29 protein-coding genes and 2 tRNA genes are annotated in these 26,520 nt (G+C 67.8%); 21 read left to right on the forward strand and 10 right to left on the reverse strand.

Going from position 1 to position 26,520, the window contains the following annotated elements:
• The first annotated feature begins 24 nt into the window (after positions 1-24).
• From AC3ANJ_RS07820 to AC3ANJ_RS07845, 6 genes are all read left to right on the forward strand, one after another.
• Positions 25-651: a superoxide dismutase gene (locus AC3ANJ_RS07820; RefSeq protein ID WP_406245580.1), complete on the forward strand. Its 627-nt coding sequence runs from the start codon at positions 25-27 to the stop codon at positions 649-651.
• 104 nt (positions 652-755) lie between these two features.
• Positions 756-1,766, forward strand: coding sequence for a type I glyceraldehyde-3-phosphate dehydrogenase (gene gap / locus AC3ANJ_RS07825; RefSeq protein ID WP_488318978.1), 1,011 nt, complete (start codon positions 756-758; stop codon positions 1,764-1,766).
• A 14-nt stretch (positions 1,767-1,780) separates the two neighbouring features.
• On the forward strand, positions 1,781-2,995 hold the full coding sequence (locus tag AC3ANJ_RS07830; RefSeq protein ID WP_488318979.1) for a phosphoglycerate kinase: 1,215 nt from the start codon (positions 1,781-1,783) through the stop codon (positions 2,993-2,995).
• The gene (tpiA, locus tag AC3ANJ_RS07835) at positions 2,986-3,777 is read left to right on the forward strand and encodes a triose-phosphate isomerase (RefSeq protein ID WP_488318980.1); all 792 of its coding nucleotides are present in this window, start codon (positions 2,986-2,988) and stop codon (positions 3,775-3,777) included. Before AC3ANJ_RS07830 ends, tpiA begins: the two co-directional genes overlap by 10 nt.
• A gap of 82 nt (positions 3,778-3,859) precedes the next feature.
• Positions 3,860-4,108, forward strand: a complete 249-nt coding sequence (gene secG, locus AC3ANJ_RS07840; protein WP_120228415.1) for a preprotein translocase subunit SecG — start codon at positions 3,860-3,862, stop codon at positions 4,106-4,108.
• The gene (locus tag AC3ANJ_RS07845) at positions 4,108-4,461 is read left to right on the forward strand and encodes an RNA polymerase-binding protein RbpA (RefSeq protein WP_406245576.1); all 354 of its coding nucleotides are present in this window, start codon (positions 4,108-4,110) and stop codon (positions 4,459-4,461) included. Before secG ends, AC3ANJ_RS07845 begins: the two co-directional genes overlap by 1 nt.
• 38 nt (positions 4,462-4,499) lie before the next feature.
• Here AC3ANJ_RS07845 and AC3ANJ_RS07850 read toward each other — a convergent pair whose 3' ends face one another.
• From AC3ANJ_RS07850 to AC3ANJ_RS07875, 6 genes are all read right to left on the reverse strand, one after another.
• A complete protein-coding gene (locus tag AC3ANJ_RS07850) occupies positions 4,500-5,648 on the reverse strand; it encodes a signal peptidase I (RefSeq protein ID WP_488318981.1) in 1,149 nt (382 codons plus the stop codon).
• Positions 5,645-6,139: a hypothetical protein gene (locus tag AC3ANJ_RS07855; protein WP_488318982.1), complete on the reverse strand. Its 495-nt coding sequence runs from the start codon at positions 6,137-6,139 to the stop codon at positions 5,645-5,647. Before AC3ANJ_RS07855 ends, AC3ANJ_RS07850 begins: the two co-directional genes overlap by 4 nt.
• On the reverse strand, positions 6,136-6,633 hold the full coding sequence (locus AC3ANJ_RS07860; RefSeq protein ID WP_488318983.1) for a hypothetical protein: 498 nt from the start codon (positions 6,631-6,633) through the stop codon (positions 6,136-6,138). The genes AC3ANJ_RS07855 and AC3ANJ_RS07860 overlap by 4 nt, the downstream gene beginning before the upstream one ends.
• 25 nt (positions 6,634-6,658) lie before the next feature.
• A complete protein-coding gene (locus AC3ANJ_RS07865) occupies positions 6,659-7,231 on the reverse strand; it encodes an alternate-type signal peptide domain-containing protein (protein WP_406245572.1) in 573 nt (190 codons plus the stop codon).
• Between the two features lie 101 nt (positions 7,232-7,332).
• A complete protein-coding gene (locus AC3ANJ_RS07870; protein ID WP_488318984.1) occupies positions 7,333-8,517 on the reverse strand; it encodes a hypothetical protein in 1,185 nt (394 codons plus the stop codon).
• Positions 8,518-8,546: 29 nt separating this feature from the next.
• Positions 8,547-8,620: transfer RNA gene (locus AC3ANJ_RS07875), tRNA-Gly, on the reverse strand.
• A 109-nt stretch (positions 8,621-8,729) separates the two neighbouring features.
• Here AC3ANJ_RS07875 and AC3ANJ_RS07880 point away from each other — a divergent pair.
• From AC3ANJ_RS07880 to AC3ANJ_RS07940, 13 genes are all read left to right on the forward strand, one after another.
• Positions 8,730-8,803, forward strand: a tRNA-Pro gene (locus AC3ANJ_RS07880).
• 61 nt (positions 8,804-8,864) lie between these two features.
• On the forward strand, positions 8,865-10,355 hold the full coding sequence (gene tig / locus AC3ANJ_RS07885) for a trigger factor (protein ID WP_488318985.1): 1,491 nt from the start codon (positions 8,865-8,867) through the stop codon (positions 10,353-10,355).
• A gap of 67 nt (positions 10,356-10,422) precedes the next feature.
• The gene (locus AC3ANJ_RS07890; RefSeq protein WP_488318986.1) at positions 10,423-10,917 is read left to right on the forward strand and encodes a tetratricopeptide repeat protein; all 495 of its coding nucleotides are present in this window, start codon (positions 10,423-10,425) and stop codon (positions 10,915-10,917) included.
• 80 nt (positions 10,918-10,997) lie between these two features.
• Entirely contained in the window at positions 10,998-11,594 is a 597-nt protein-coding gene (locus AC3ANJ_RS07895) for an ATP-dependent Clp protease proteolytic subunit (RefSeq protein ID WP_406245568.1), read from the forward strand.
• A gap of 21 nt (positions 11,595-11,615) precedes the next feature.
• Entirely contained in the window at positions 11,616-12,257 is a 642-nt protein-coding gene (locus AC3ANJ_RS07900) for an ATP-dependent Clp protease proteolytic subunit (RefSeq protein WP_376180456.1), read from the forward strand.
• Positions 12,258-12,421: 164 nt separating this feature from the next.
• Positions 12,422-13,357, forward strand: coding sequence for a sugar-binding transcriptional regulator (locus AC3ANJ_RS07905; protein ID WP_488318987.1), 936 nt, complete (start codon positions 12,422-12,424; stop codon positions 13,355-13,357).
• 29 nt (positions 13,358-13,386) lie between these two features.
• Positions 13,387-14,355: a deoxyribose-phosphate aldolase gene (gene deoC, locus AC3ANJ_RS07910; protein WP_406250570.1), complete on the forward strand. Its 969-nt coding sequence runs from the start codon at positions 13,387-13,389 to the stop codon at positions 14,353-14,355.
• Between the two features lie 14 nt (positions 14,356-14,369).
• Positions 14,370-15,812: an aldehyde dehydrogenase family protein gene (locus AC3ANJ_RS07915; RefSeq protein ID WP_488318988.1), complete on the forward strand. Its 1,443-nt coding sequence runs from the start codon at positions 14,370-14,372 to the stop codon at positions 15,810-15,812.
• Positions 15,809-16,660 carry an aldehyde dehydrogenase family protein gene (locus tag AC3ANJ_RS07920; protein WP_488318989.1) on the forward strand — a complete coding sequence of 284 codons (852 nt, stop codon included), beginning with the start codon at positions 15,809-15,811 and terminating at the stop codon, positions 16,658-16,660. The genes AC3ANJ_RS07915 and AC3ANJ_RS07920 overlap by 4 nt, the downstream gene beginning before the upstream one ends.
• Positions 16,661-16,753: 93 nt before the next feature.
• The gene (gene clpX / locus AC3ANJ_RS07925) at positions 16,754-18,022 is read left to right on the forward strand and encodes an ATP-dependent Clp protease ATP-binding subunit ClpX (protein WP_406245564.1); all 1,269 of its coding nucleotides are present in this window, start codon (positions 16,754-16,756) and stop codon (positions 18,020-18,022) included.
• Positions 18,023-18,062: 40 nt separating this feature from the next.
• A complete protein-coding gene (locus tag AC3ANJ_RS07930; protein ID WP_488318990.1) occupies positions 18,063-18,317 on the forward strand; it encodes a hypothetical protein in 255 nt (84 codons plus the stop codon).
• Between the two features lie 135 nt (positions 18,318-18,452).
• Complete coding sequence (locus tag AC3ANJ_RS07935; RefSeq protein WP_488318991.1) at positions 18,453-18,866, forward strand: hypothetical protein; 414 nt, start codon at positions 18,453-18,455, stop codon at positions 18,864-18,866.
• A gap of 53 nt (positions 18,867-18,919) precedes the next feature.
• Positions 18,920-20,029, forward strand: coding sequence for an epoxide hydrolase family protein (locus AC3ANJ_RS07940; RefSeq protein ID WP_488318992.1), 1,110 nt, complete (start codon positions 18,920-18,922; stop codon positions 20,027-20,029).
• A 22-nt stretch (positions 20,030-20,051) separates the two neighbouring features.
• Here AC3ANJ_RS07940 and AC3ANJ_RS07945 read toward each other — a convergent pair whose 3' ends face one another.
• Both AC3ANJ_RS07945 and AC3ANJ_RS07950 read right to left on the reverse strand, forming a co-directional pair.
• Positions 20,052-20,666: a class I SAM-dependent methyltransferase gene (locus tag AC3ANJ_RS07945; protein ID WP_488318993.1), complete on the reverse strand. Its 615-nt coding sequence runs from the start codon at positions 20,664-20,666 to the stop codon at positions 20,052-20,054.
• The gene (locus AC3ANJ_RS07950; RefSeq protein ID WP_488318994.1) at positions 20,663-22,711 is read right to left on the reverse strand and encodes a M3 family metallopeptidase; all 2,049 of its coding nucleotides are present in this window, start codon (positions 22,709-22,711) and stop codon (positions 20,663-20,665) included. Before AC3ANJ_RS07950 ends, AC3ANJ_RS07945 begins: the two co-directional genes overlap by 4 nt.
• On the opposite strand from AC3ANJ_RS07950, the gene AC3ANJ_RS07955 reads away from it, so the two are divergent.
• Together AC3ANJ_RS07955 and AC3ANJ_RS07960 are read left to right on the forward strand one after the other, a co-directional pair.
• Positions 22,683-23,429, forward strand: coding sequence for an ArsR/SmtB family transcription factor (locus AC3ANJ_RS07955; RefSeq protein ID WP_488318995.1), 747 nt, complete (start codon positions 22,683-22,685; stop codon positions 23,427-23,429). The genes AC3ANJ_RS07950 and AC3ANJ_RS07955 overlap by 29 nt on opposite strands.
• Positions 23,426-23,644 carry a hypothetical protein gene (locus AC3ANJ_RS07960; RefSeq protein ID WP_488318996.1) on the forward strand — a complete coding sequence of 73 codons (219 nt, stop codon included), beginning with the start codon at positions 23,426-23,428 and terminating at the stop codon, positions 23,642-23,644. Before AC3ANJ_RS07955 ends, AC3ANJ_RS07960 begins: the two co-directional genes overlap by 4 nt.
• 29 nt (positions 23,645-23,673) lie before the next feature.
• On the opposite strand, the gene AC3ANJ_RS07965 is transcribed toward AC3ANJ_RS07960, so the two are convergent.
• Both AC3ANJ_RS07965 and valS read right to left on the reverse strand, forming a co-directional pair.
• Positions 23,674-23,889, reverse strand: coding sequence for a hypothetical protein (locus tag AC3ANJ_RS07965; RefSeq protein ID WP_488318997.1), 216 nt, complete (start codon positions 23,887-23,889; stop codon positions 23,674-23,676).
• A complete protein-coding gene (gene valS, locus AC3ANJ_RS07970) occupies positions 23,889-26,462 on the reverse strand; it encodes a valine--tRNA ligase (protein WP_488318998.1) in 2,574 nt (857 codons plus the stop codon). The genes AC3ANJ_RS07965 and valS overlap by 1 nt, the downstream gene beginning before the upstream one ends.
• Positions 26,463-26,520 lie beyond the last annotated feature (58 nt).

Below are 26,520 nucleotides of genomic sequence, written 5' to 3' on the forward strand. Positions count from 1 at the left end.
CGGCGCGGATTGGATGAAATCGACATGGCGACCTACACGCTCCCCGACCTTCCGTACGACTTCGCGGCACTCGAGCCGCACATCAGCGGCAAGATCATGGAACTGCACCATGACAAGCACCACGCGGCGTACGTCGCCGGTGCGAACGCCGCACTCGAGGGTCTCGCCGAAGCCCGCGAGACCGGCAACTTCGCCAACGTGAACCGCCTCGAGAAGGACCTCGCCTTCCACCTGGGCGGTCACGTCAACCACTCCATCTTCTGGACCAACCTCTCCCCGAACGGCGGCGGACAGCCCGAGGGCGAGCTCAAGGCGGCCATCGACGAGTTCTTCGGCTCGTTCGAGAAGTTCCAGGCGCACTTCGCCGCGACGGCCATGGGCATCCAGGGGTCGGGCTGGGCGGTCCTCAGCTGGGACTCGATCGCAGAGCGCCTGATCATCCAGCAGCTGTTCGATCAGCAGGGCAACACCGCTCAGGGCACCGTCCCGCTGTTCCAGCTGGACATGTGGGAGCACGCCTTCTACCTCGACTACCTCAACGTCAAGGCGGACTACGTGAAGGCCGCCTGGAACATCGCCAACTGGGAGAACGTGGCGCAGCGCCTCGACGTCGCCCGCAAGCAGACGAACGGCCTGCTGGTACTGTCGTAAGCAAGACGGGCGTCCCGACGGACAATGTGCTCGTCGGGACGCCGCCGTCCACGAACTTCTCCATCAATACAGCGCGCGAGCGCACGAGAAACAGGGAGACCTGAGTGTCTGTCAAGATCGGCATCAACGGCTTCGGCCGCATCGGACGCAACTACTTCCGCGCGGCCCTCGCGCAGGGCGCAGACATCGAGATCGTCGCTGTCAACGACCTCACCGACAACAAGACTCTGGCGCACCTGCTGAAGTACGACTCCGTCGGAGGCGTTCTGGATGCAGACATCAGCTACGACGAAGAGAGCATCACGGTCAACGGCAAGACCATCAAGGCCTTCGCCGAGCGCGACCCCGCCGGGCTCCCGTGGGGCGAGCTGGGTGTCGACATCGTCATCGAGTCGACCGGCTTCTTCACCAAGGCGGACCTCGCCAAGAAGCACATCGAGGCCGGCGCCAAGAAGGTCCTGATCTCGGCACCGGGCACCGGCGTCGACGCCACGTTCGTCATGGGCGTGAACGAGGACAGCTACGACCCGGCTGCGCACCACATCATCTCCAACGCCTCCTGCACCACCAACTGCCTCGCGCCGCTGGCACAGGTCTTCAACGAGGCCTTCGGCATCGAGCGCGGCTTCATGATGACCGCGCACGCCTACACGGCAGACCAGAACCTGCAGGACGGCCCGCACGGCGACCTGCGTCGCGCACGTGCAGCCGCGATCAACATCACCCCGGCATCCACGGGTGCGGCGAAGGCGATCGGCGAGGTCCTGCCTGAGCTCAACGGCAAGCTGTCCGGCTCGTCGTACCGCGTTCCGGTTCCCACCGGCTCGATCGTCGACCTGACGCTGATCACGACGCGTGACGACCTCACCGTCGACGAGGTCAACGCCGCGTACCAGAAGGCTGCGGCCGATGGCCGGCTCAAGGGCTTCCTGCAGTACAACGAGGACCAGATCGTCTCGAGCGACATCGTGCACAACGCGCACTCGTCGATCTTCGACTCGACGCTCACCAACGTCAGCGGCAACCTGGTCAAGGTCTCGAGCTGGTACGACAACGAGTGGGGCTACTCCAACCGTCTCGTCGACCTGACCGAGTACGTCGCAGAGCGTCTCTGAGACCTGAACTGAACATGTCTCTGCGCACCCTGGAATCCCTGGGGTCGCTCGAGGGCAAGCGCGTCATCGTCCGTTGTGACCTCAACGTTCCCCTGCGGGACGGCGTCATAACGGACGATGGCCGTGTCCGCGCCTCGTTGCCGACCTTGAACGCGCTGCTCAACGCCGGCGCCCGCGTGATCGTCTGCTCCCACCTCGGGCGCCCTGATGGCGCACCCGACTCGAAGTACAGCCTGGAACCGGTCGCTCAGCGGCTTTCCGAACTGCTCGGCAAGCCCGTCGCGTTCGCCCGTGACACGGTCGGCGAATCGGCATCCGAAGCCGTCGCGGCCCTCGAGGACGGCGGAATCGCCGTGATCGAGAATCTGCGCTTCAACCCGGGGGAGACCTCGAAGGATGAGGCCGAGCGTCAGGCGTTCGCACAGCAGCTCGCCGACCTCGGCGATGTGCTGGTGTCGGACGGCTTCGGTGTCGTGCACCGCAAGCAGGCCAGCGTCTACGAATTGGCGCAGATCCTGCCGTCGGCGGCCGGGCTGTTGATCGCCACCGAGCTCGGCGTCCTCGACCGCCTCACGGAGAATCCGGAGCGGCCGTACACGGTCGTCCTCGGCGGCTCAAAGGTCAGCGACAAGCTGGGCGTGATCTCGCATCTGCTGCCGCGTGTCGATCGGCTCCTCATCGGCGGCGGAATGCTGTTCACCTTCCTCAAGGCACAGGGCTACGCGGTCGGATCGAGCCTTCTCGAAGAGGATCAGCTCGACACGGTTCGCGGCTACATCACCGAGGCCGCCGAGCGCGGCGTCGAGATCGTCGTGCCCACGGACGTCGTGGTCGCAGCATCCTTCGCCGCGGATGCCGCGCACGAGACCGTCTCGATCGACGCGATCGAGAACACTGCGGCCGGCGCTTCCGGCATCGGCCTCGACATCGGTCCCGAGACTGCGGCCGCGTTCGCCGAGGCGATCCGCGGCTCGAAGACCGTGTTCTGGAACGGCCCGATGGGCGTGTTCGAGTTCCCGGCGTTCGCGAACGGCACGAAGGCCGTCGCGCAGGCGCTCACCGAGGTCGACGGCCTCGGCGTCGTCGGCGGCGGCGACTCCGCTGCCGCCGTGCGTCAGCTCGGTTTCGCGGACGACCAGTTCGGCCACATCTCCACCGGTGGTGGAGCCAGCCTCGAGTTCCTCGAGGGCAAGAAGCTCCCCGGCTTGGAGGTACTCGGATGGGCGTAAGCGTGCGCACCCCGCTGATCGCGGGCAATTGGAAGATGAACCTGGACCACCTGCAGGCGGTCGCCACGGTGCAGAAGCTGCACTGGACGCTGAAGGATGCCGGACACGAAGGCGACTCGGTCGAGGTGGCCGTGTTCCCGCCGTTCACCGACATCCGCAGCGTGCAGACGCTGATCGACGCCGACAAGATCCCGTTCGCCCTGGGCGCGCAGGACGTGTCGGCCCACGATTCGGGTGCGTACACGGGCGAGGTTTCCGGTGCGTTCCTGGCGAAGCTGGACGCGAAGTACGTCATCATCGGCCACTCGGAGCGGCGCGAGTACCACGCCGAGTCCGACGACGTCGTGGCAGGCAAGGTCAAGGCCGCGATCAAGCACGGTCTCGTCCCGGTGATCTGCGTCGGCGAGACGGCGGAGGACCTGGAGAAGTTCGGTGCCAGCGCGGTTCCGGCCGGTCAGCTCAAGGCGGCGCTCGACGGTGTTCCGGCATCCGCCGACATCGTCGTGGCGTACGAGCCGGTCTGGGCCATCGGCTCCGGCCAGGCAGCGACGCCGCAGCAGGCGCAGGACGTCTGCGCCGCTCTGCGCGGCGTGCTCGCCGAGACGCTCGATGCGGATGCCGCGGCACGAACGCGCATCCTGTACGGCGGTTCGGTGAAGTCGTCGAACATCGCCAGCTTCATGCGCGAGCCAGATGTGGACGGCGCACTCGTCGGAGGCGCGAGCCTCGTCGTCGACGAGTTCGCGGCGATCATCCGGTTCCAGAAGCACGTCGGAGTGTGAGTGTGCGGCGGGGCTCCGGCCCCGCTGCACCGTATACTTGACCGTTACGCGGGCAATTCGGCCCGAGCGAAAGGCTTTTCACGTGCAAGTTCTTGAGTTCGTCCTGCAGGTCGTGCTGGGCATCACCAGCGTCCTGCTGACTCTCCTCATCCTTCTTCACAAGGGTCGTGGCGGCGGTCTGTCCGACATGTTCGGCGGTGGGATGTCGACGGCTGTCGGTTCATCCGGCCTCGCCGAGCGCAACCTGAACCGCTTTACGGTGGTTCTCGCACTGGCCTGGTTCGTCTCCATCGTCGCACTGGGCCTCATCACGAAGTTCGAGGTGATCTGATGGCAACCGGCGGCAATGCGATCCGCGGAACCCGAGTCGGTTCCGGCCCGATGGGCGAGCAGGACCACGGCTACCACGCCGACCGCATCGCGGTGTCCTACTGGGACGGACTCGGCAACGAGACCGTCCGCTACTTCGCGGCGGGGCTCCCCGAAGAGGAGATTCCGGACACGATCGATCACCCCCACTCCGGCCTTCCGGCGGGGCGCGACAAGGAGAACCCGCCTGCGCTGTCGAAGACGGAGCCCTACAAGACGCACCTCGCGTACGTGAAGGAGCGCCGCACCGACGTCGAGGCGGAGCAGCTTCTCGAGGACGCACTCACGCAGCTGCGCGAGCGTCGCGGTCAGTAACGCGCCGCACAGCACTTCGGAAAGACCGTCGCGACTTCTCAGTCGCGACGGTCTTTCCGCATTCGCCGGACGATGAGCAGGACCGTGCCTGCAAGGATCAGCACCGAGGCGCCGACGAGCGCGAGCACGGGAGGTTCGGCCCCGGTCGCAGGCAGCGCTGCGCTGCCCGGGGGAGGGGTGGCGGCGGATCCGGATGCCTGGGTGAGCGTGACGGTGACCTCGAGCGCCGCCGAGGCGTCGCTGATGTCGTTGCCTCCTGAAGCGGGGAGCGCGACGCGCAGGGGCACCTGAACGCTCGCGCCGGCGTGGAGTTCGCGTTCGGTGCGCAGCGGGGCGGCCTCGGTCAGGGCCTCCGCGAGCCCGACGTCGGCGGCGGAGGCCGGGTCCGTCGGCACCCACGCGGTCTCGATCTGCGCGTCGGCGATGTCGGGGGAGGCGTTGCGCACCCAGAGCGGAACGTCGATCGCGTCGCCGGGGACGAGGGCGTGCGTGCCGTCGAGCAGGCGCAGCGTTCCGCTCTGCGTCCAGGTGATGCCGTCGTGACTGAGGAGCAGGGGAGAGGGGTCGGCGGACGCGGCCTGCGCCGACGGGGCCGCGATGAGCCCGCCGGCGAGGGCTGCGACGACCGCGATGGCCGCCGCGGCCACGGCCGCGAGTCGTCGCCTGCGCACGGCGTCGCCGATGAGGGCCACGACGCCCCACCCGATCGCGAGGACGCCGATCACTGCGACGACGATGGATTTGACCGACGGCGTCGCCCAGATGTTGATCCAGCCGAGCCAGGGGATGGCGTAGACGAGGACGCCGCGCACCTGGACCTCGCGTACGGGTTCGGCATCCGCGACGTTGTTCGCGTCGCCCTGCGTGGTGAGGATGCGCTCACCGGTGCCGTCCACCCCGATCGCCACGACGCGGTGCGTCACCACTTCCGGCTCGCCCGAATGCACCTGGTAAGTGACGACGTCGCCGATTCGGATGTCGGCGATCGGGGCCGGGCGCACAGCGATCAGATGGCCCTGCTCCAGCGCGGGTCGCATGCTGCCGGTGAGCACGGTGTAGCTCGACGCACCCAGGATGAAAGGGATGACGACCGTGAACAGAGCCAGCGCGCAGACGATCGCGAGCAGGATGCCGAGGAGGATGCCCCGAGTGCGGCGGGCGGGGGAGCGGCGCGCTGGCGAGGTCATGGCACCGCTGCACCGCAGGTCGTGCCGATCGGCAGGAGTACCGATGTCGCCGTATAGGCCCGGGAGCTCGGCGAGATCCACAGGCCATTGCTTCCGTTGACGTACGCCGGGTAGACCCGCACGGTGAGCGTCGTCGGGGCGAGCAGGCCGGAGAGCAGGTTGCCGAGCAGGCCGCCGTTCAGTGCGACGGAGGTGGTGGTGAGCACGGTCGTCGTCGACACTCCGTCCGCACGTGAGATGACGACGTTGTACCGGTTGGCGCCGGCCACGGCGCTCCACGTCATCGTCGCGGTCTGCGTCAGGGGAGGCAGGCCGCTGTTCGCACAGGTCATGGTCGCGGGCGCCGGCGCGGTGTATCCGGCGATCGAGGTCCCGGCGTGCGTGTTCGACACCGACCAGTGACCGCTCGCGCTGGACGACCCGGCCAGCAGGACGCCGGCGACGAGCCCCGCGATCACGATCGGTGCGCGGCATCTGCGTCGAGTGCTCATCCGGCACCCCGCTGCGTGAGATCGAACGTGACGTTCGGCGCGAGATCCTGGCCCTGCAGCGTCGACGGGGCCGTTGCCGCCAGTGTGTAACGGACGCAGACCGTGACCTGAGCCCCTGGCGTGAGGCCGCCGGTGGTCGGGTATCCGGCGGCGGGGAGCGTCGTACCGGCCGCGCCCGAGCAATCATCCAGGCTGACCGAGCGGGTGACGTATGCGTTGAAGGCGGCCGCGTTGGACGCGCTGGCGGTCAACCGGGTGCTGAGCGTCGTCCCCGCCCCGAGCACGGTGATCGTGGCGCGTTTCGAGATCGTCGTGCCCGGTCCGATCGCTCCCCAAGCGGCTCCGCCGGCCCAGTCGACCTGGATGTCGAGATCCCCGCTGGTCACGACACCGCCTGGCAGCGTCTGCTGCGCCTGCCAGTACGCGGACACGCCGGAGGCCGCTGCGAGAGCCAGCACGGCTCCGGCAGCGACTCCGATGAGGGCGCGCCGCATCAGGGCATCCGGGGACGGGGCGCGATTACGGCGTCGGATCGACCTGCGTGAGTGTCAGCGAGACGTCCTCGAAGACGAAGTCCGTCACCTGCAGGTCCGTTCCGCTGGTCGCCGGATCGAACTGGAAGGCGACCTCGACGCTGACGACTTCGCCGTCGAGCGCATCCGTCAGTCCGGTGCCGGGGAACGTCGCGCCGGTGTCGTCCGTGACGTTCACGACCGGCGGCAGGATGCCGGTGGGCAGGCTCGCCAGATCGGCGACCGTGAGGTCAGCGACGAGGTTGTCGCCGACGAGCGTGATCGTGAAGTCGCCGGCGAGCGTGAGCGTGTCGCCGGGCACGATGTCGATTGTGCTGAGATCCGTCACCGGCGTCGCGGTGCCGCCCTCCGGCGTCAGCGTCCACGAACTCGCACCGGCGGGCTGGAGATCCAGATCGCCGCTGACGACGGTTCCACCGCCGAGCGTCGCCGTGGTCGTCCAGTACGCCAGCGTGCCGCCGCCACCGAGCAGAAGCACCGCTCCGGCCGCGATCGCGATGATGGCCATCGTGCGCTTGCCGGAGCGGTGCTCCGTGCGCGTCTCGACCGCTTCGTCCATGATGAGTGCCCCTCTCCATCGGGCGCCTGGGACGCGCCCGTCGTCTTTCGCGCAAGCGTAATGCGCCCCGAGAGGTTTGGATACCGGAATATCGGAAAGGCTCAGCGGCAGTTCTCGGCCGCGTCGATCATCGACTGCGGGGGAGCGCCGTACACATCGGTGCCGTTCGCCCGATCGCTGAAGCCCATGCTGATCGCCCACGCTGTCGCCCATGCCTCGATCGTGTCCTGATCCGACGAGTCGTACATCGCCTCGCACTTGACACTGATGGCATGGCCGACTTCGTGCGCGACGAGCGCCTTCGCCCACTCTGCCGGCCAGGACTCGGCGATGTAGTCCGACAGAGCGATCGTCGAGTAGCCGGGATCGCCGTACCACCAGGTCGTCCAGCCGCCGTTGGACGGTCCGTCGTAACCGGGAACCGTCGGCGACCAATCGAAATCGAGCAGGACGCCCGGGGCGAGCGAACGCGCGAACGCCTCGATCTCGACCCTGGGACCGTAGAGGGGGCCGGCCTTCTCCGCCAGTTCCGCCTGCTCGCTCGCCAGCATGGCGGCGGCCGCCGCCTCCAACTCCGCATAACGCGTCGCGGTCTCGTCGTCGAGTTCCGCGATCCCGGCGACGACCTCGGCCGCGGTGCGGACGGCGATGATCTCGGGATTGCGTGCGTTCACATGTGCGGCTTCGAGATCGGATGCTGCGGACGCCGCGGCCTGCGCGGCGCGAAGCGCGGTGTCCTCCACGCTCGTCTCGGCATCCGTCACGTCCTCGCTGAGCGTCTCGAAATCGTCGGTGCGCTCCTGCAGCGCCGTCGTGTCGTCGGCGAGGCGTGCGCTCTCGGCGAACAGCTCCCACGTCCATGTCGGCTTCGTGCCCGCTTCCGGGAAGGATGCTGTGGTCGCGGCATCCGCGTCGGAGGTCGTGGTCTCGACCGCTGCGATCGCGGTGTCCAGCTCGTGTCGTGTGCCGGCGGGCATGAGCGCTCCGGTGTCGGCGGCGGCGATGTCGCTTGCGGCGGCCGCCGCCGCATCGAGCTCGTCGGCATCGGCGGCGAGGTCGACCTGTCGGTTCTCGGCCACCGCCCCGGCGTCCTGGAAGGCCACCAGGGAGTCGTCGTAGTGCAGGTTCGCGGCCGTGTGGACGCCCGCGCCGACGGCGACGATCAGCATGCCCGTGAGGATGCCCCACGTGATGCGCCTTCGACGAGGGCGGGGAGGTGTAGGGGCGTTCGCGCTGGAGAACGTCGCGGGGAAATCGTGCTCGCCGTCGAGGTGCTGTCCGGTCACAGCGCCCCCTCACGACGAATCCAGGAGAGTGGAGGGGCTGACGAGAATCGAACTCGCGTCATCTGTTTGGAAGACAGAGGCTTTACCATTAAGCTACAGCCCCGGATCCGGCCCGGCTGGCGGGTCGGGAACCGACTGGACAAGCATAGCGGACAGTTCGGACCGCTCTCGTCCGTTAGACTTCCTAGGGCTGAATCTGCGTGCGGATTCCCCGGGGCGTAGCTCAGCTTGGTAGAGCGCCCGCTTTGGGAGCGGGAGGTCGCAGGTTCAAATCCTGTCGCCCCGACTCTGTCCCACACGCTTCACGCCGCGCTCCAGCGCGGGAACCACAAGGAGAACGAACCAGCATGGCGAACAGCACCGTCGAGAAGCTGACCCCGACCCGGGTCAAGCTCAGCATCACGGTCACCCCCGAGGACCTCAAGCCCAGCATCAAGCACGCCTATGAGCACATCGCTCAGGACGTCCAGATCCCGGGCTTCCGCAAGGGCAAGGTCCCCGCGCCGATCATCGACCAGCGCATCGGCCGTGGCGCCGTCATCGAGCACGCCGTGAACGAGGGCCTGGACGGTTTCTTCCGCGCCGCCGCCACGGAGCACAAGCTCCGCATCGTCGGCCGTCCCGCCGCCGAGATCATCGAATGGCCGAACGAGAAGGATTTCGCGGGTGACCTGCTCGTCGACATCGAGGTCGACGTCCGTCCCGAGATCGAGATCCCGTCCTTCGACGGCATCACGCTGACCGTCGACGCCATCGAGACCGATGAGGCAGCCGTCGACGAGGAGCTCGACCGCCTTCGTGCGCGCTTCGGCACGCTGATCCCCGTCGACCGCCCCGCCGCGAAGGGTGACTTCGTCGAGCTCGACCTGGTCGCCACGATCGACGGTGCCGAGATCGACCGTGCCGAGGGCGTCTCCTACGAGGTCGGCTCCGGCGAGCTGCTCGAGGGCATCGACGACGCGATCGAGTCGCTCACCGCCGGTGAGGACACCACGTTCCGCTCCAAGCTCGTCGGCGGGGACCACGCCGGCAGCGAGGCCGAGGTCTCCGTGACCGTCAAGGCCGTCAAGGAGCGCGAGCTTCCCGAGGCCGACGACGACTTCGCTCAGATCGCGAGCGAGTTCGACACGATCGCCGAGCTGCGCGCGAGCGTCGCCGAGCGCGTCAACGAGCAGGGCGTGTTCACGCAGGGATCCGCGGCGCGCGACAAGCTCGTCGAGGCGCTTCTCGAGAAGATCGAGATCCCCGTCCCGCCGCAGCTCATCGAGGACGAGGTGCACAACCACCTCGAGTCCGAGAACCGTCTCGAGGACGACGAGCACCGCGCCGAGGTCACCGAGGCCAGCGAGAAGCAGTTCCGCACCCAGGTGCTCCTCGACACGATCGCGGAGCAGGCGGATGTGCAGGTCTCGCAGGACGAGCTGACCCAGTACCTCATCCAGTCCGCAGCGCAGTACGGGATGGCTCCGCAGGAGTTCGTCGAGGCGCTGCAGTCGTCGAACCAGATCCCCGCGCTGGTCGGTGAGGTCGCCCGCAACAAGGCCCTCGCCATCGCGCTCGGCAAGGTCTCCGTCGTCGACACCAACGGCAAGGCCGTCGACCTGAGCGACTTCATCGCGGTCGACGACGAGGACGAGGCCGACACCGAGGCTCCGGCCGAGGAGAAGCCGGCCAAGAAGGCTCCGGCCAAGAAGCCGGCTGCGAAGAAGGCCCCCGCCAAGAAGGCTGACGAGGCCGAGGCCGACGCTGAGAAGCCGGCCGCGAAGAAACCGGCTGCGAAGAAGGCTCCGGCCAAGAAGCCGGCCGCCAAGAAGGACGAGGCCGCGAAGGCCGAGTGATCGCGACGCGATACTGACGAGAAGGCGGATGCTTCGGCATCCGCCTTCTTGCGCGAAAGGGAGACGGATGGACACCTGGGAAGAGCGCATCGAGGCGGTCTGGACCGCGGCCAGCGGCGAGCTGGTCGGCGATGAGGTCATCGCGCTCATCGATGCCATCGCCGCCGAGCGAGGCGCGGACGACGCGCGAGCGGAGTTCGAACGCGCCGGAGCGCGGGACTCGGCCGGGCGCGAAGCGGAGGCCGTCGAGCTGTACCGGCGCGCATTGGGGCTGGGCCTGGACGACGAGCACCGCCCGCAGGCTGTGATCCAGCTCGCCAGTTCACTGCGCAACATCGGCGAATTCGATCAGGCGCTGGCGCTGCTCGAAGAGGAGGAGCGCCAGCATCCCGACTCCCCGTACCACGAGGCGGTCGCCGTCGTGAAGGCGCTGGTGCTGGCCAGCTCGGGTGCACCGGCGCGCGGCCTGTCCGTCGCGCTGCTGGCGCTGATCCCGCACCTGCCGAGATATCACCGATCCATGACCGCCTACGCGCATGAGCTCGCCGACCGCGACACCTGATATGCCGACGGCGAACACGACCTGAGCGCCGTGTCGTCGCCGGTAGATTCGAATCATCGAACACGGAAACAGGAGCTGAAATGGCTGCAGAACCCCTTGTCGCGACGAGCGTCTTCGACAGGCTGCTGAAGGACCGCATCATCTGGCTCGGCTCAGAGGTGCGCGACGAGAACGCCAACGAGATCTGCGCGAAGATCCTTCTTCTCGCCGCGGAGGACTCTGAGAAGGACATCTATCTCTACATCAACTCGCCCGGTGGCTCGATCACGGCAGGCATGGCCATCTACGACACCATGCAGTTCGTGCCGAACGACATCGTCACGGTGGGCATCGGCATGGCGGCATCGATGGGTCAGCTGCTGCTGACCGCCGGCACCAAGGGCAAGCGGTACATCACGCCCAACGCCCGCGTGCTGCTGCACCAGCCGCACGGCGGCTTCGGCGGCACCGCGAGCGACATCCAGACCCAGGCGCAGCTCATCCTGTCGATGAAGAAGCGTCTCGCCGAGATCACCGCTTCGCAGACGGGCAAGTCCGTCGAGCAGATCAACGAAGACGGCGACCGCGACCGCTGGTTCACCGCCGACGAGGCGCTGGAGTACGGTTTCGTGGACCACATCCGCGAGTCCGCCAGCGACGTCATCGGCGGCGGCGGCACCGAGCCGGACAGCAAGTAAGCGGAAAGCGAAAGGATTCCCATGCACACTCCCACTTTCCGCGCCGCAGGCAACCTGCCCTCCAGCCGCTACGTGCTCCCGCAGTTCGAGGAGCGCACCGCCTACGGCTTCAAGCGCCAGGACCCGTACAACAAGCTGTTCGAGGACCGCGTGATCTTCCTCGGCGTGCAGGTCGACGACGCGTCGGCGGATGACGTCATGGCTCAGCTGCTGGTTCTCGAGAGCCAGGACGCAGAGCGCGACATCACGATGTACATCAACTCGCCCGGCGGCTCGTTCACCGCGATGACGGCGATCTACGACACGATGCAGTACGTCGCGCCGCAGATCCAGACCGTCGTGCTCGGCCAGGCGGCCTCGGCCGCTTCCGTGCTGCTCGCCGCCGGCGCACCGGGCAAGCGCCTCGCACTGCCCAACGCCCGCGTGCTCATGCACCAGCCGGCGATGGGCGAGGCCGGTCAGGGCCAGGCGTCCGACATCGAGATCCAGGCCGCGGAGATCCTCCGTATGCGCACCTGGCTCGAGGAGACGATGGCGCACCACACCGGTCAGCCCGTCGAGAAGGTGAATCGCGACATCGATCGCGACAACATCCTCTCGGCCGCGCAGGCCAAGGACTACGGCATCGTCGACCAGGTGCTCACCACGCGCAAGCGCGCCTGAGCTTCGATTCCGCGCGAGAGGGCGATCCGGCATCACGCCGGGTCGCCCTCTTCGTGCATCCGCGGACCGCGAATGCGCATCGGCGCGCACTCGCAGTGCTCATATGAGCACATGAGTGCGCATGCGTCGCTGGCTCGGTACGCTGGAGACGAAGGGAGGATGCCGTGGACGACGATCTGCTCACCGTGCGCGTGGCCGAGCTCTACTACGACGAGAGCAAGACACAGGACGAGATCGGTGCCCTCCTGAAGATCTCCCGCTGGAAGGTCGGCAGGCTGCTGACCCAGGCGCGCGAGCGGGGCATCGTCCGCATCGAGATCGTGCATCCTCGCGCGAGACGCCTCGGCATCGAACGCCTGCTCACCGAGCGCTTCGGGTTGGCGGATGCCGTCGTCGTTCCGGCCGCAGACGATGACTCCACCACGCTGGAGCGCGTCGCACAGGGCGCCGCCGACCACCTGGCCGCCCTGCGACCGGTTCCGCGCGTTCTCGGCGTCAGCTGGGGACGCACGCTCACCGCTGTCGCCGAAGCGCTCGTGGACGGCTGGGCGCACGGCGTCACCGTCGTGCAGCTCAACGGAGGCGTGAGCCTGAACCGCCGTTCGGGGGGAGCCGCTCAGCTCGCCGCGACCATCGCGCAACGCGCTGGCGGACAGGTCTCCCTGCTGCCCAGCCCCGCGATCCTCGAGCGGCTCGAGACGAAGCAGGCGATCGAGTCCGATCGGACCGTCGCCGGCGTCCTCGAACAGGCGGCGAATGCGAACGCCTTCCTGTTCAGCGCCGGACCCTGCGACCGCACATCCGCCCACGTCGAGAACGGCTACCTCGACGTCGAGGACGTCGCCGAGCTCGCCCGCCGGGGTGGCGTCGGCGATGTTCTCGGTCGCTACGTGGATGCCGACGGCAACATCGTCGACCCCGAACTCGACGCCCGAACGGTCGGTGTGCCGCTCGAACGGCTGCGCACCGCTGACCACACCGTCTTCGTCACCGCGGGTGCCGCCAAGCACGACATCGCGCGTACAGTCGTGACCAGCGGCCTGTGCCGCGTCCTGGTGACCGACGAGCCCACAGCCCGAGCATTGTTGGAGGAACAGTGACCACGAAAGAACTCACCCGCAGGACTGCGGTGGACGTGCTGGGCGGTGACCCGGACGATGCGACGCTGCGACGCTTCCTGCACGGGCTTCCCGGCGTCGACGCTGTCGGGCTGGAGCAGCGGGCGGCCGGACTCGGCACCCGTTCCATCAAGACCACGTCCAAGGCCTGGGCGCTCGACAAGATCATCTCCTTGATCGACCTGACCACGCTCGAGGGCGCTGACACGCCGGGCAAGGTGCGGTCGCTGGTCGCGAAGGCGAAGACACCGGATGCCGCGGACCCATCGACCCCGGTCGTCGCCGCGGTGTGCGTGTACGGCGACATGGTGCCGTACGCCGTGGAGGCGCTCGGCGGTCTGCACGGCGACCCGGACGACGGCGGGATCTCGGTCGCGGCAGTGGCCACCGCGTTCCCCAGCGGGCGCGCATCACTGGACATCAAGCTCGCCGACACGGCGGAGGCCGTTGCAGCGGGCGCCGACGAGATCGACATGGTCATCGACCGCGGTGCCTTCCTCTCCGGCCGGTACGGCCTGGTCTTCGAGCAGATCGCGCGCGTCAAGGAAGCCTGTCGGCGTGAGGACGGCACCTCCGCCTCGCTCAAGGTGATCCTCGAGACGGGCGAGCTGAACACGTATGACAACATCAAGCGGGCGTCGTGGCTCGGCATCCTGGCCGGCGGCGACTTCATCAAGACGTCCACGGGCAAGGTCCAGCCGGCGGCGACGCTGCCGACGACCCTGCTGATGCTCGAGACCGTGCGCGATTGGCATCGTGCCACCGGCGAGCGGATCGGCGTCAAGCCCGCCGGCGGCATCCGTTCGTCGAAGGATGCCGTGAAGTACCTCGTCACCGTCGCCGAGACCGCGGGGGAGGACTGGCTTCAACCGCATCTGTTCCGCTTCGGAGCGTCCAGCCTGCTCAACGACGTGCTGCTGCAGCGCCAGAAGCTCGCCACCGGCCACTACTCCGGCCCCGACTACGTCACGATCGACTGAGAAGGAGCGCACGCATGTCATTCCTGGAATATGCTCCGGCACCCGAGTCGAAGGCGATCCTGAGCCTCAGGGACAGCTACGGGCTGTTCATCGACGGCGAGTTCGTCGACGGCGCGGGCCCGAGCTTCACGACCATCTCGCCGGCGGACGAATCGCGCATCGCCGAGATCGCCGGCGCGAGTGACGAGGACGTCGATCGAGCCGTCGCGGCCGCGCGCCGCGCGTACGAGAAGACGTGGTCGAAGATGAGCGGTCGCGACCGGGGCAAGTACCTGTTCCGCATCGCCCGCCTCGTGCAGGAGCGCGCTCGCGAGCTCGCGGTCGCCGAGAGCCTCGACAACGGCAAGCCGATCAAGGAGAGCCGCGACGTCGACGTGCCGCTGGTCGCCGCCTGGTTCTTCTACTACGCCGGCTGGGCCGACAAGCTCGACTACGCGGGCCTGGGGGCGAACCCCAAGGCGCTCGGCGTCGCGGGTCAGGTCATCCCGTGGAACTTCCCCCTGCTGATGCTGGCCTGGAAGATCGCACCGGCGCTGGCCGCTGGCAACACCGTGGTGCTCAAGCCCGCCGAGACCACGCCGCTCACGGCGCTCATCTTCGCCGAGATCCTGCAGCAGGCGGACCTGCCGCCCGGTGTCGTGAACATCATCACGGGTGCGGGTTCGACCGGGGCGCATCTCGTCCGGAATCCGGACGTCGACAAGGTGGCCTTCACGGGATCGACCGGGGTCGGCCGCGACATCGCCCGCGCCGTGGCGGGCAGCGGCAAGAAGCTCACGCTGGAGCTCGGCGGCAAGGCGGCCAACATCGTCTTCGACGACGCACCGATCGATCAGGCCGTCGAGGGCATCGTGAACGGCATCTTCTTCAATCAGGGACACGTCTGCTGCGCCGGCAGCCGTCTGCTCGTGCAGGAGTCGATCCACGACGAGGTCATCGATCGGCTCAAGGATCGCCTCTCGACCCTGCGCCTCGGCGACCCGCTGGACAAGAACACCGACATCGGAGCGATCAACTCCGCCGCTCAGCTGGACCGCATCCGCGAACTCAGCGACATCGGCGAGGCCGAGGGTGCCCAGCGGTGGACAGCGGACTGCGCCATCCCCGAGAAGGGCTTCTGGTTCGCGCCGACGATCTTCACGGGCGTCGAGGCATCGCATCGCATCGCCAGAGACGAGGTCTTCGGGCCGGTGCTCTCGGTGCTGACGTTCCGCACGCCGGCCGAGGCGATCGCGAAGGCCAACAACACGCCCTACGGGCTGTCCGCCGGAATCTGGAGCGACAAGGGCTCCCGCATTCTGGCCGTCGCTGACCGGCTGCGTGCCGGCGTCGTCTGGGCGAACACGTTCAACCGATTCGACCCGTCCAGCCCGTTCGGCGGGTACAAGGAGTCCGGTTACGGTCGCGAGGGCGGCCGCCACGGGCTCACCGCCTACCTGAAGGGAGCTTCCGCATGAGCAAGCGTCTTTCCGTCCCGAAGACCTACAAGCTCGCGATCGGCGGGGCGTTCCCGCGGAGCGAGTCCGGTCGCACCTACGAAGTCGTCTCGGCGAAGGGCGCGTTCCTCGCGAATGCCGCCAAGGCGTCCCGCAAGGACGCTCGGGATGCCGTCGTCGCCGCCCGCGCGGCCGTGAAGGGCTGGTCGGGTGCGACCGCGTACAACCGCGGTCAGGTCCTCTACCGCGTCGCCGAGGTCCTCGAGGGGCGTCGCGCGCAGTTCGTCGAGGAGATCGCGGCTCAGGAAGGCGTCTCCGTCGCGGCGGCCGGCACTCAGGTCGACGACGCGATCGACCTGTGGGTCTGGTACGCCGGCTGGTGCGACAAGTACGCGCAGGTCGCAGGAAACGCCAACCCCGTCGCCGGCCCGTACTTCAACATCACCGTGCCGGAGCCGACGGGTGTCGTCGCGATCGTCGCACCGCAGGATTCGGCGCTGCTGGGTCTGGTCTCGGTCGTCGCGCCGGCACTGGTCGCCGGAAACACCGTCGTCGTGCTCGCGAGCGAGCGCTTCCCGCTGTCCGCGATCAGTCTCGCCGAAGTGCTGGCCACGAGCGACCTACCCGGCGGTGTGGTGAACGTCCTCACCGGATCCTCCGCCGAGGTCGCGCCGTGGCTCGCCTCGCACGCCGACGTCAATGCGCTCGACCTCGCGGGTGCGGACGAACTGGACTGGGTCGACCTCGAGATCGCGGCGGCCGACACGCTCAAGCGCGTGCTGCCCCCTGGGCCGGTCGAGGCGTCACCCGCGCGGATCGCCGCGTTCACCGAGACGAAGACGGTCTGGCACACCAAGAGCATGGTGTGACGTGGCGGACACCGAGTCGTGGCAATGCGGCTCGGTGTCCGATGCACGGGTTAGGCTCGTCAGGAAGATCTTCGGATCCTGAGGAGGATGCGCATGGCTCGTATCGGTGAGAGCGCCGACCTGTTCAAATGCTCGTTCTGCGGAAAGAGCCAGAAACAGGTCCAGCAGCTCATCGCTGGCCCCGGGGTGTACATCTGCGACGAGTGCGTCGAGCTGTGCAACGAGATCATCGAAGAGCGCATGGCCGAGTCCGAGGCCTCGGGCGTGGCGGAGTTCGATCTGCCGAAGCCGCGTGAGATCTTCTCCTTCCTCGAGGAGTACGTCGTCGGCCAGGAGCCGGCGAAGAAGGCGCTGTCCGTAGCGGTCTACAACCACTACAAGCGCGTCCGTGCACGCAGCACGCTGCAGCCGGCCGAGCAGCGCGCCGAGGACATCGAGATCGCCAAGAGCAACATCCTGATGATCGGTCCGACCGGTTGCGGCAAGACCTATCTCGCCCAGACGCTCGCCAAGCGCCTCAACGTCCCGTTCGCCGTCGCCGATGCCACGGCGCTCACCGAGGCCGGGTACGTCGGTGAGGATGTCGAGAACATCCTGCTCAAGCTCATCCAGGCCGCCGATTACGACGTCAAGCGCGCCGAGCAGGGCATCATCTACATCGACGAGATCGACAAGATCGCGCGCAAGGCCGAGAACCCGTCGATCACACGCGACGTGTCGGGTGAGGGCGTGCAGCAGGCGCTGCTGAAGATCCTCGAGGGCACGGTCGCGTCGGTGCCGCCGCAGGGCGGTCGCAAGCACCCGCACCAGGAATTCCTGCAGATCGACACCACGAACGTGCTGTTCATCGTCGCCGGCGCCTTCGCCGGCCTCGAGGACATCGTGTCCGCGCGCGTCGGCAAGCACGGCGTTGGATTCGGTGCGCCGCTGCACGACAAGACCAAGGACCTGGATCTCTTCAGCGAGGTGCTGCCCGAAGATCTGCACAAGTTCGGACTGATCCCCGAGTTCATCGGCCGTCTTCCCGTCGTCGCCTCGGTCTCGCCGCTGGACCAGAGCGCTCTCATCGACATCCTGACGGGCCCGCGCAACGCTCTGGTGAAGCAGTATCAGCGCATGTTCGAGCTCGATGGCGTGCAGCTCGAGTTCGAGGAGGACGCGCTGCGTTCGATCGCGGATCTGGCCGTGGACCGCAAGACCGGCGCCCGCGGACTCCGCGCGATCCTCGAGGACGTGCTGGGACCGATCATGTTCGAGATCCCGTCCGCCGAAGACGTCGCGAAGGTGATCGTCACGCGCGCCGCTGTCGACGAGGGGGCGCCGCCCACGGTGATCATGGAGCGCAAGCGCAAGAGCGCCTGATTCGCCTGAGACGATCGTCCGCGTCGCGACACTCGAGGGTATGACGACGACGCAGAAGCGGTGGACCAGGGTCGGACTGGCCGTGGTTTCGGCCCTGGTGCTTGCGGGCTGCTCCGGTGTGCAGGTGCCGAGTTCCACGGCAGCGCCGGAGAGCACCGCCGTAGTCGACAGCGCTCCGCCGGCAGATTCGGTCGCCTACGAGTGCAACGGCCGGTTCGTCGATCCCGAGACCTATAACGCTGGCGTGCGAGCTGATCAGCTTCCTGCAGAGGATGCCGCCGGTATCGCCGCCTGAGTCGATGACACGGGAGATGACGGACTTCTGGATGACCCGTCCGCGTGGATCATCGGGGCCCGCTCCGCGACCAGCGTCACGCTGCTGCGTCCCCTCGAGGCCGAAGGGGACTACGACGTCGTCGTCTACGACAAGATGGACGAGGTGCCAGCCACCGGTGAACCCGGCTGGATGCTGACCAGCAGCGCGTCGTGCACGCTCGCACTCGACCCGGCGCCGTTGACATCCGCCGTGGTCGCGCTGGACCCGGCTGCTGCCACGGATGCCGACAGCACGCAGTTGGCGCTGCTCGTCACCGAGCGGGAGTGCAACAGCGGTCGGGATGCCGAGGGGCGGATCGAGTTGGTGTCACTTCAGGAGACTGCCGACGCCGTCATCGTGCGCATCGCGGTGAGTCCGCACACAGAAGACGCAGCGCACACCTGCCAGAGCAACCCGCCGACCCCGTTCACCGTGGAACTCGCCGAGCCCCTCGGCGACCGCGAGGTACTGGACGGCTCGCTGGTCATCCCTCAGTTGATCCCGGCGCAGGCCGACATGTCGTTCTGACCTCCGGCCGAACCGGCACACGGGATGTCTGAGGCCCGGTCTACGTTGGCGGCATGCGCAGCTTCGAGATCTCCGTGCCGGACGACGTCCTGAATGACCTGAGCGATCGGCTGGCGGGCTCCCGCCTGCTCGGTGATTCCCCGCGGCGGCCGGAGACCGGACTCTCCGCGGCCTATCTCGCCGAACTGGTCGACGCCTGGCGATCGTTCGATTGGCGTGCTCGCGAGCGGTGGCTCAATCAGGATCATCAGTATCTCGCCGACGTCCGCGGCACTCGGCTGCACTTCGTCCATCGCCGCGCGCGGAATGCCGACGCGCCGGCCGTGCTGGTCATGCACGGCTGGCCGCACACGTTCGCCCTGCAGCTCGATCTCGCGCGACTTCTACCGGAGTTCCATGTCGTCGTGCCGAGCTTCCCCGGCTTCGCCTTCTCCGAGCCTTATGACGGCACAATGACCGAGAACATCATGGCCGACCTCATGCACAGCCTGATGACCGACGAGCTGGGTTACGAACGATATCTGGTCTACGGCGAGGACATCTCGGCCAACGTCAGCGACCTCATCGCGGCCGAGCATCCGCAGCAGGTCGCTGGAATCCTCGTAACGCATGCGCATTTCGGTACCCACGAGGAGCGAGAGGCGCTGGACGACCCCGAGGCCAGAGCGTTCTTCGAACGACTGGCGGCGTCGGGCGGGCCAGACGGTGCGTACGCGCATCTCCAGGCGACCAGGCCCGACACGCTGGCTGCTGCGCTCAACGATTCACCCGTCGGACTCCTCGCCTGGCTCGTAGAGAAGCTCGTCGAGTGGAGCGATACGCCCAACGGTGATCCTGCAGCTCTCGAGCGGCGCATAGCGCGCGATCGCATCCTGACCGAGGCCACCCTCTACTGGGCGACCCAGACGATCGCCTCGTCCTTCCGGCCGTATTTCGATCGGGGGGCGGACGCGCGCATCCCGCCGGTCGATGTGCCGGCCGTCGTGGCGATCCAGCGTCACGAGCACGACTATCCCGAGGCGCTGGCGCGCGCGTTCTACCGCGATCTGCGCTCGTTCGAGCGGCTCGACGAAGGCGGCCATTTCGCGGCCGCCGAGGTCCCTGCGGCGATGGCCGAGCGTCTGCGCCTGCTCGCCGCGGAAGCCGGGCTCCTGCGCGAGTAGGTCTCCGATCCGAGGCTGCGCCTCAGGGCGTTCGCATCCAATCGGCCACGAGCAGCGTGTCGTCGGCACCGGTCCACGTCGTCGTCCTCACGATGCGGAAGCCCGCCGCATCGGCGGCGTTCGTGATCCGGTCGACGGTGCTGTACGGTTCGTGGTCGCTGGGATACGCGTTCCGACGGACCCGGGACTCGGGGGGCCGTTCTTCGGCGAACGTCGCCGTCACCACGCGCCCATCCGGTCGCAGCACGCGGTGCCACTCGGCAAGCGTCGCGCGCGCGTCCGGGATCGCATGCAGCGCGGTCACGCAGGTGATCAGGTCCACCGACCCATCGGCGATCGGCAGGGCTGCGGCGTCGGCCTCGATCCAGGTCGCGTCCGGGAGCTCCTCGCGGGCGACCGCGAGCATGCCGGTCGAGATGTCGACCCCGATCAACCGCAGATCACCACCCCTGCGGTGAAGCGCGCGCAGCACCAAGCCAGTGCCGGTGGCGACGTCGAGCACATCCTGCACATCGGAGACGTCCACGAAGTCGGCGACGACGTTCGCGAACTCGCGGTGCATCGCGCTCTCGTCATAGGTCGCCGCGCGACGATCGAACGCTTCGCGGACGACGTCGATGCGGTCGGCCTCACTCACCCCTCGAGTCCGCGTCGCTTCAGCAACGGTGCGATCTCGGCATCCCGACCGCGGAAGTCCCGGTAGGCCTCGAGAGGATCCTTCGAACCGCCGACCCCCAGCAACCGGTCGCGGAACCGGTCGCCGTTCGCGCGGGTCAGACCGCCGTTGTCGCGGAACCACTCCACGGTGTCGGCATCCAGCACCTCGCTCCAGATGTACGAGTAGTACCCGGCGCTGTATCCGCCGGCGAACACGTGCGCGAAGTACGTCGACGAATACCGCGTCGGAACGGCCGGGTTGTCGAGCCCGATCGACGCGAGCGCCGCCGCTTCGAACTCAGCCACGTCGTCCACGGCATCCGATGCTCCGACCCGGTGCCACGCCTGATCGAGCCAGGCGGCCGCGAGATACTCGCTCGTGGCGTGCCCCTGGTCGAACGTCTCGGTCGCCTTCAGCCGCTCCACGATCCCGGCATCCAGGGGCTCGCCCGTCTCGACGTGGCGGGCGTAGTTGTCCAGGACCTCGCTCCACAGGATCCACATCTCGTTGACCTGGCTGGGGAACTCGACGAAGTCGCGGAACACGTTCGTCCCGGCGAAATGCGGGTAGGTGACCGTGGCGAACAGGCCGTGCAGAGCGTGACCGAACTCGTGGAACAGGGTCGTCACCTCATCGAGCGTGAGCAGCGTGGGCTGTCCGTCGGCCGGCTGGGCGACGTTGAGATTGTTCACGACGACGGGCGCCGTGCCACGCAGCCGCGACTGACTGACGATCGGGTTCATCCACGCTCCGCCGCGCTTGGAGTCGCGCGTGTAGAGGTCGAGGATGTACAGCCCGAGTGCGCTGCCATCGGCGTTCGAGACCTCGAACACGCGTGCGCCGGGGTGATAGGCGACGAGGTCGGGGCGCTCCGCGAACGTGATCCCGTACAGCTGCGTGGCCGCGAAGAACACGCCGTCCTGCAGAACCCGCTCCGCCTCGAACCAGGGCCGAAGCGCGGCCGTGTCGATGTCGTACTCCGCCGCGCGCACCTTCTCGGTGTAGAACGCCCAGTCGTGCACCTCGAGGGCGAACGGTTCGGCCTCGGTCTCGTCGATGATCCGCTGCAGGGCGGCCTGCTCCCGGCGAGCGTTCGCGGCGGCCGGCACAGCCAGACGATGCAACAGGTCGGACACGGCCTGCGGATTCCGGGCGGTCTCATCGGAGGTGACGTAGGCGGCGTGCGAGTCGTGGCCGAGCAGCGCCGCGCGCTCTGCACGCAGCCGGACGATCTCGGTCAGCACGGCGCGGTTGTCGTTCGCGTTCCCTCGGGATCCGCGCGAGCGCGACGCATCCATGATCCGGCGCCGGCTCTCGCGATTCGTCAGCGAGGCGAGGTAGGGGTGACCGGTGAAGAGCGGGAGCGTGACGAGATGTCCGTCCAGCCCTCGCTCGGAAGCGGCACGGGATGCTGCCGACAGCTCGCCGGGAGCCAGTCCGTCGAGCTCCGCGGGGTCGTCGAACAGCACGGCCAGGTCGTTGGTGTCGGCGAGCAGGTTCTTCTCGAACGCCGTCGTCAGTGTGGACAGGTGCTGGTTCAGCACCGTCAGTCGCGTCTTCGCTTCGTCGTCGAGCGCCGCGCCCGCGTGCGTCATCTCGCGGAAGTGCCGCTCGACGAGATACCGGTCCTCAGCGTCGAGTTCGAGGTCGTCCAACTGCTCGTGCAGGGTGCGGATGCGCCAGTAGAGCTGGGCGTCCAGGGTCACCGCATCCTGGTGCGCTGCCATCAGGGGCGCGAGCTCCTCGTCGATGGCCTGGATCTCGGCGGTCGCATCCGCCGAGCTCACGGTGTAGAACGCGTGGGCAACTCTCTCGAGCAGCGCACCGGCCTCCTCGAGAGGCACCATCGTGTTCTCGAACGTCGGCATCGACCGTACCTGGGTGATGCGTTGGATCTCGTCGAGATGCTCGGTGAACGCGACGCGGAATGCGGGCAGGTAGTGCTCCGGGCGGACCGAGGCGTAGTCGGGCAGTGCATAGGGGAGAGCGGACGGCGTGAGCAGCGGATTGGCGACGTCGGTCATGACATCGAGCCTACGCCGGGGCCGCAGCGCAGCGCCGGCGATTGATGCAGAGAAACACTTGCAAAGAATCACTTGCAAAGGTATCTTTGCAAGCATGGCGGACGACGAACAGATGCGACGACTCGATCCCGGTGCCCTCAAGGCCCTGGCTCACCCGTTGCGGGTGCGGATCTTCGATCTGCTGAGTACGCACGGGCCGCAGACCGCGAGTTCGCTCGCCGCGCTTCTGGGCGAGACCTCGGGCTCGACCAGCTATCACCTGCGCATGCTCGCCGCCCATGATCTGATCCTCGAAGTCGAGGGTCGTGGCACGGCTCGCGAGCGGTGGTGGGAACTGCCGCAGGGGCGGATCGATATCCCCGGCCCCAGTCAGACCATGACGCCGGCCAATCGAGCGGCGGCGCAGATCGTTTCGTCCGAGTTCTTCCGCCTTCGTCACGAGACGCTGATGGCGTGGGCGAACCGTCCCGAGTCCGAGGCGCCGGAGGGCTGGAAGGACGCCGGGCTCATCGCCACGACGCTCCTCGAGATGACGCCGACGCAGATGGAGGAGCTCAAGGCCGAGCTCATGGCTGTGGTGGACAGCGCCGTGACGCGCTATCGCGGCCAGACCGGGCCGGATGTGCGTCGCGTGTCGATGCGCACCGACCTCTTCGACATTCCGGATTCGGGCCCGGTTCTGTCCGATGCCACCGACGAGAACACGGAGGAATCATGACCAGCGCGACCATTCACCTCGTTGCCCCGACGCGCGCCGAGCAGAGGCTGCTCGGCGTCGCCGAACTCCTCACGGCCTTCGTGAAGCATCGCATCGAGCGGCGTGCCGAGAAGCGCGCTCTCAGCCTCGACCTGCTGCGCGAGCAGCAGGCCAGGCGGCAGGATCCCGGTGCCGTCGAACACATGCTCGCGCAGCTCGGACTTCCGCAGCGCTGATCGTCGGCTCTGCCAGGGACCCGCGGGTCTCAGTCCTCGAACGGCCGGACGACGACTTCACCGGATGCCGTGGACAGCACTTCCCACCCGGCATCCAGTTCCGCGATCGGACGGCCCTCGAGCCAGGTCAGCGTCCAGGAGCCCGTATGGCCCTCGGCTTCGACAGCGGCGATGCCCGGTCGCAGGGATGCCGGGACCGAAGCCGGCGGCTCGGTCAGCGCAGCCCAGCGCGTGCCCAGCTGCATCAGCTCTCCTCCACCGGGGCCAGCTCGATCTCCGTGACGGTGAGCTCCTCGCCCTCGGCGAGCGACAGTTCCGCGATCCGACCGACCGCCTGGAGATCTCCGGCAGCCGCGCGCAGGGCGTCGAGCGCCGACGCGGGTGCGGCGATCACCGCACGGGCGACCGGCGCCTTCTGCGAGGCCTTCGCCTCGGTCTTGGCACGACGGATGCCGATGAGAGCGGCACTTGCAGCGGAGAGGACGGCGGGGTCGCCACCGGCATCCCGAGGCTCGGGCCACGCGGCGGTGTGGATCGATCCGTCTTCGAACCAGCTCCACGCCTCCTCTGCGGCGAACGAGACCACAGGGGCCAGCAGCCGCAGCAGCGTCGACAGTGCGATCCGCAGGGCGAGCGCAGCGGACGGCTGGCCCACGTCGGCCTGGTTGTACGCGCGCTCCTTGACGAGCTCGAGGTAGTCGTCGCAGAACGTCCAGAAGAACGACTCGGTGACCTCGAGCGCCTTGGCGTGATCGAAGTCGTCGAACGCCTTCGTTGCCTCGCGCACCACGTCGTCGAGTGCGGCGAGCATCGAGGCGTCGAGGTCGTGCGTGACGGCGGCGCCTTCGGGAACCGGGAAGCCGAGCACGAACTTCGCGGCGTTGAGGATCTTGATCGCCAGGCGGCGGCCGATCTTCATCTGCGTCGGGTTCTGCGGGTCGAACGCCGCATCCACGCCGAGGCGGCTCGACGCGGCCCAGTAGCGCACGGCATCCGATCCGTGCGTGGCCAGGATGTCGGCCGGCGTGACCACATTGCCCTTGGACTTCGACATCTTCTTGCGGTCGGGGTCGACGATGAATCCGGAGATCGATGCGTGCGCCCAGGGAGTGCGTGCATCCTCGAGCGTCGATCGCAGCATCGTCGAGAACAACCAGGTGCGGATGATGTCCTGAGCCTGCGGGCGCACGTCGAACGGCGCGACCAGGTTCCACAGCTCCTCGTCCCGCTGCCAGCCGCCGGCCAGCTGCGGCGTGAGAGACGAGGTCGCCCAGGTGTCGAGGATGTCGGTCTCGGCCTCGAAGCCGCCCGGCATGCCGCGCTGCTCCGCGGTGTAGCCGTCGGGGACCTCGGAGGTCGGATCGATGGGCAGTGCCGCGGCATCCGGGAAGATCACGCGAGCGAAGTCCCGCTCGCCGTTCTCGTCCAGCCCGTACCAGACCGGGATCGGAACGCCGAAGAAGCGCTGACGCGAGATCAGCCAGTCGCCGGTGAGTCCGCCGACCCAGTTCTCGTAGCGCACGCGCATGAAGTCGGGGTGCCAGGTCAGCTCGCGACCGTTGGCGATCAACTGGTCGCGGAGCTCGGCATCGCGCGCGCCGTTGCGGATGTACCACTGGCGCGTCGATACGATCTCGAGCGGGCGGTCGCCCTTCTCGAAGAACTTCACCGCGTGCTGGAAGGGCTTGGAGACGTTCAGCAGCTCTCCCGAGGCCTCCAGGAGCTCGACGATCTGCTTGCGGGCGCTGAAGACGGTCTTGCCGGCGAGTTCGGCGTATGCGGCCTTGCCTGCGTCGGTGATGATCGCTTCCGGCGCCTCGGCGATCACGCGGCCGTCCTGGCCGAGGATCGTGCGGTTGGGCAGATCCAGCTCGCGCCACCAGATGATGTCGGTCACGTCACCGAAGGTGCAGACCATGGCGATGCCGGATCCCTTGTCCTGCTGGGCGAGGTGGTGCGGGAGCACGGGGACCTCGACGTCGAAGATCGGAGTGCGGGCCGTCTTGCCGAAGTACGGCTGGTACCGCTCGTCGTCGGGATGCGCCACGAGGGCGACGCAGGCGGCCAGGAGCTCGGGGCGCGTGGTCTCGATCTCGATGTCACCGGAGCCGTCGCTCTTGTGGAAGGCCAGGCGGTGGAAGGATGCCTGCTGATCACGGTCCTCGAGCTCGGCCTGTGCGATGGCGGAGCGGAAGTCCACGTCCCACAGGGTCGGCGCTAGAGCCTGGTACGCCTCACCGCGCTCGACGTTGCGGAGGAACCCGAGCTGGCTCTGGCGGATCGTGTCGTCCGAGATGGTGCGGTAGGTCTGGGTCCAGTCCACGCTCAGGCCCATCTGGCGGAAGACGTCCTCGAACTGCTTCTCGTCCTCGACCGTGAGCTTCTCGCACAGCTCGATGAAGTTGCGACGGCTCACGGGCAGCTGGTCGGCGGCCTTGAGGCTCTTGGCGTCGCCCTGGAACGGGGGGACGAAGTCGGCGTCGTAGGGCAACGTCGGGTCGCACCGCACGCCGTAGTAGTTCTGCACGCGTCGCTCGGTGGGCAGTCCGTTGTCGTCCCAGCCGATCGGATAGAACACGGCCTTTCCGCGCATGCGCTCGTAGCGGGCCTTCACGTCGGTGTGCGTGTACGAGAACACATGCCCGATGTGGAGGGACCCGGATGCCGTCGGAGGAGGCGTGTCGATCGAGTACACACCGGCGCGGCCGAGTTTGGCGGCGCGAAGGCGATCGAACAGGTACGTGCCCTGCTCGGCCCAGACGCCGTCCCACTTCGCTTCGAGACCTTCGAGTGCGGGCTTGTCGGGAATCACAGACATAGAGGTCTCCTCGAGCGATGTATACGGCACGGTGTGTACGTGCCTGAGTGTGAGTGGG

It is taken from the genome of Microbacterium sp. STRO-1N (genome assembly GCF_057748015.1).

Bases quoted from the DNA above. Each gene is read 5' to 3' on its own strand.
- AC3ANJ_RS07820 (WP_406245580.1), top strand. From the start codon at position 25: ATGGCGACCTACACGCTCCCCGACCTTCCGTACGACTTCGCGGCACTC.
- AC3ANJ_RS07830 (WP_488318979.1), top strand. From the start codon at position 1,781: ATGTCTCTGCGCACCCTGGAATCCCTGGGGTCGCTCGAGGGCAAGCGC.
- tpiA (WP_488318980.1), top strand. From the start codon at position 2,986: ATGGGCGTAAGCGTGCGCACCCCGCTGATCGCGGGCAATTGGAAGATG.
- AC3ANJ_RS07845 (WP_406245576.1), top strand. From the start codon at position 4,108: ATGGCAACCGGCGGCAATGCGATCCGCGGAACCCGAGTCGGTTCCGGC.
- AC3ANJ_RS07850 (WP_488318981.1), bottom strand. From the start codon at position 5,648: ATGACCTCGCCAGCGCGCCGCTCCCCCGCCCGCCGCACTCGGGGCATC.
- AC3ANJ_RS07855 (WP_488318982.1), bottom strand. From the start codon at position 6,139: ATGAGCACTCGACGCAGATGCCGCGCACCGATCGTGATCGCGGGGCTC.
- AC3ANJ_RS07860 (WP_488318983.1), bottom strand. From the start codon at position 6,633: ATGCGGCGCGCCCTCATCGGAGTCGCTGCCGGAGCCGTGCTGGCTCTC.
- AC3ANJ_RS07865 (WP_406245572.1), bottom strand. From the start codon at position 7,231: ATGGACGAAGCGGTCGAGACGCGCACGGAGCACCGCTCCGGCAAGCGC.
- tig (WP_488318985.1), top strand. From the start codon at position 8,865: ATGGCGAACAGCACCGTCGAGAAGCTGACCCCGACCCGGGTCAAGCTC.
- AC3ANJ_RS07890 (WP_488318986.1), top strand. From the start codon at position 10,423: ATGGACACCTGGGAAGAGCGCATCGAGGCGGTCTGGACCGCGGCCAGC.
- AC3ANJ_RS07895 (WP_406245568.1), top strand. From the start codon at position 10,998: ATGGCTGCAGAACCCCTTGTCGCGACGAGCGTCTTCGACAGGCTGCTG.
- AC3ANJ_RS07900 (WP_376180456.1), top strand. From the start codon at position 11,616: ATGCACACTCCCACTTTCCGCGCCGCAGGCAACCTGCCCTCCAGCCGC.
- AC3ANJ_RS07915 (WP_488318988.1), top strand. From the start codon at position 14,370: ATGTCATTCCTGGAATATGCTCCGGCACCCGAGTCGAAGGCGATCCTG.
- AC3ANJ_RS07920 (WP_488318989.1), top strand. From the start codon at position 15,809: ATGAGCAAGCGTCTTTCCGTCCCGAAGACCTACAAGCTCGCGATCGGC.
- clpX (WP_406245564.1), top strand. From the start codon at position 16,754: ATGGCTCGTATCGGTGAGAGCGCCGACCTGTTCAAATGCTCGTTCTGC.
- AC3ANJ_RS07930 (WP_488318990.1), top strand. From the start codon at position 18,063: ATGACGACGACGCAGAAGCGGTGGACCAGGGTCGGACTGGCCGTGGTT.
- AC3ANJ_RS07935 (WP_488318991.1), top strand. From the start codon at position 18,453: ATGGACGAGGTGCCAGCCACCGGTGAACCCGGCTGGATGCTGACCAGC.
- AC3ANJ_RS07940 (WP_488318992.1), top strand. From the start codon at position 18,920: ATGCGCAGCTTCGAGATCTCCGTGCCGGACGACGTCCTGAATGACCTG.
- AC3ANJ_RS07950 (WP_488318994.1), bottom strand. From the start codon at position 22,711: ATGACCGACGTCGCCAATCCGCTGCTCACGCCGTCCGCTCTCCCCTAT.
- AC3ANJ_RS07960 (WP_488318996.1), top strand. From the start codon at position 23,426: ATGACCAGCGCGACCATTCACCTCGTTGCCCCGACGCGCGCCGAGCAG.
- AC3ANJ_RS07965 (WP_488318997.1), bottom strand. From the start codon at position 23,889: ATGCAGCTGGGCACGCGCTGGGCTGCGCTGACCGAGCCGCCGGCTTCG.
- valS (WP_488318998.1), bottom strand. From the start codon at position 26,462: ATGTCTGTGATTCCCGACAAGCCCGCACTCGAAGGTCTCGAAGCGAAG.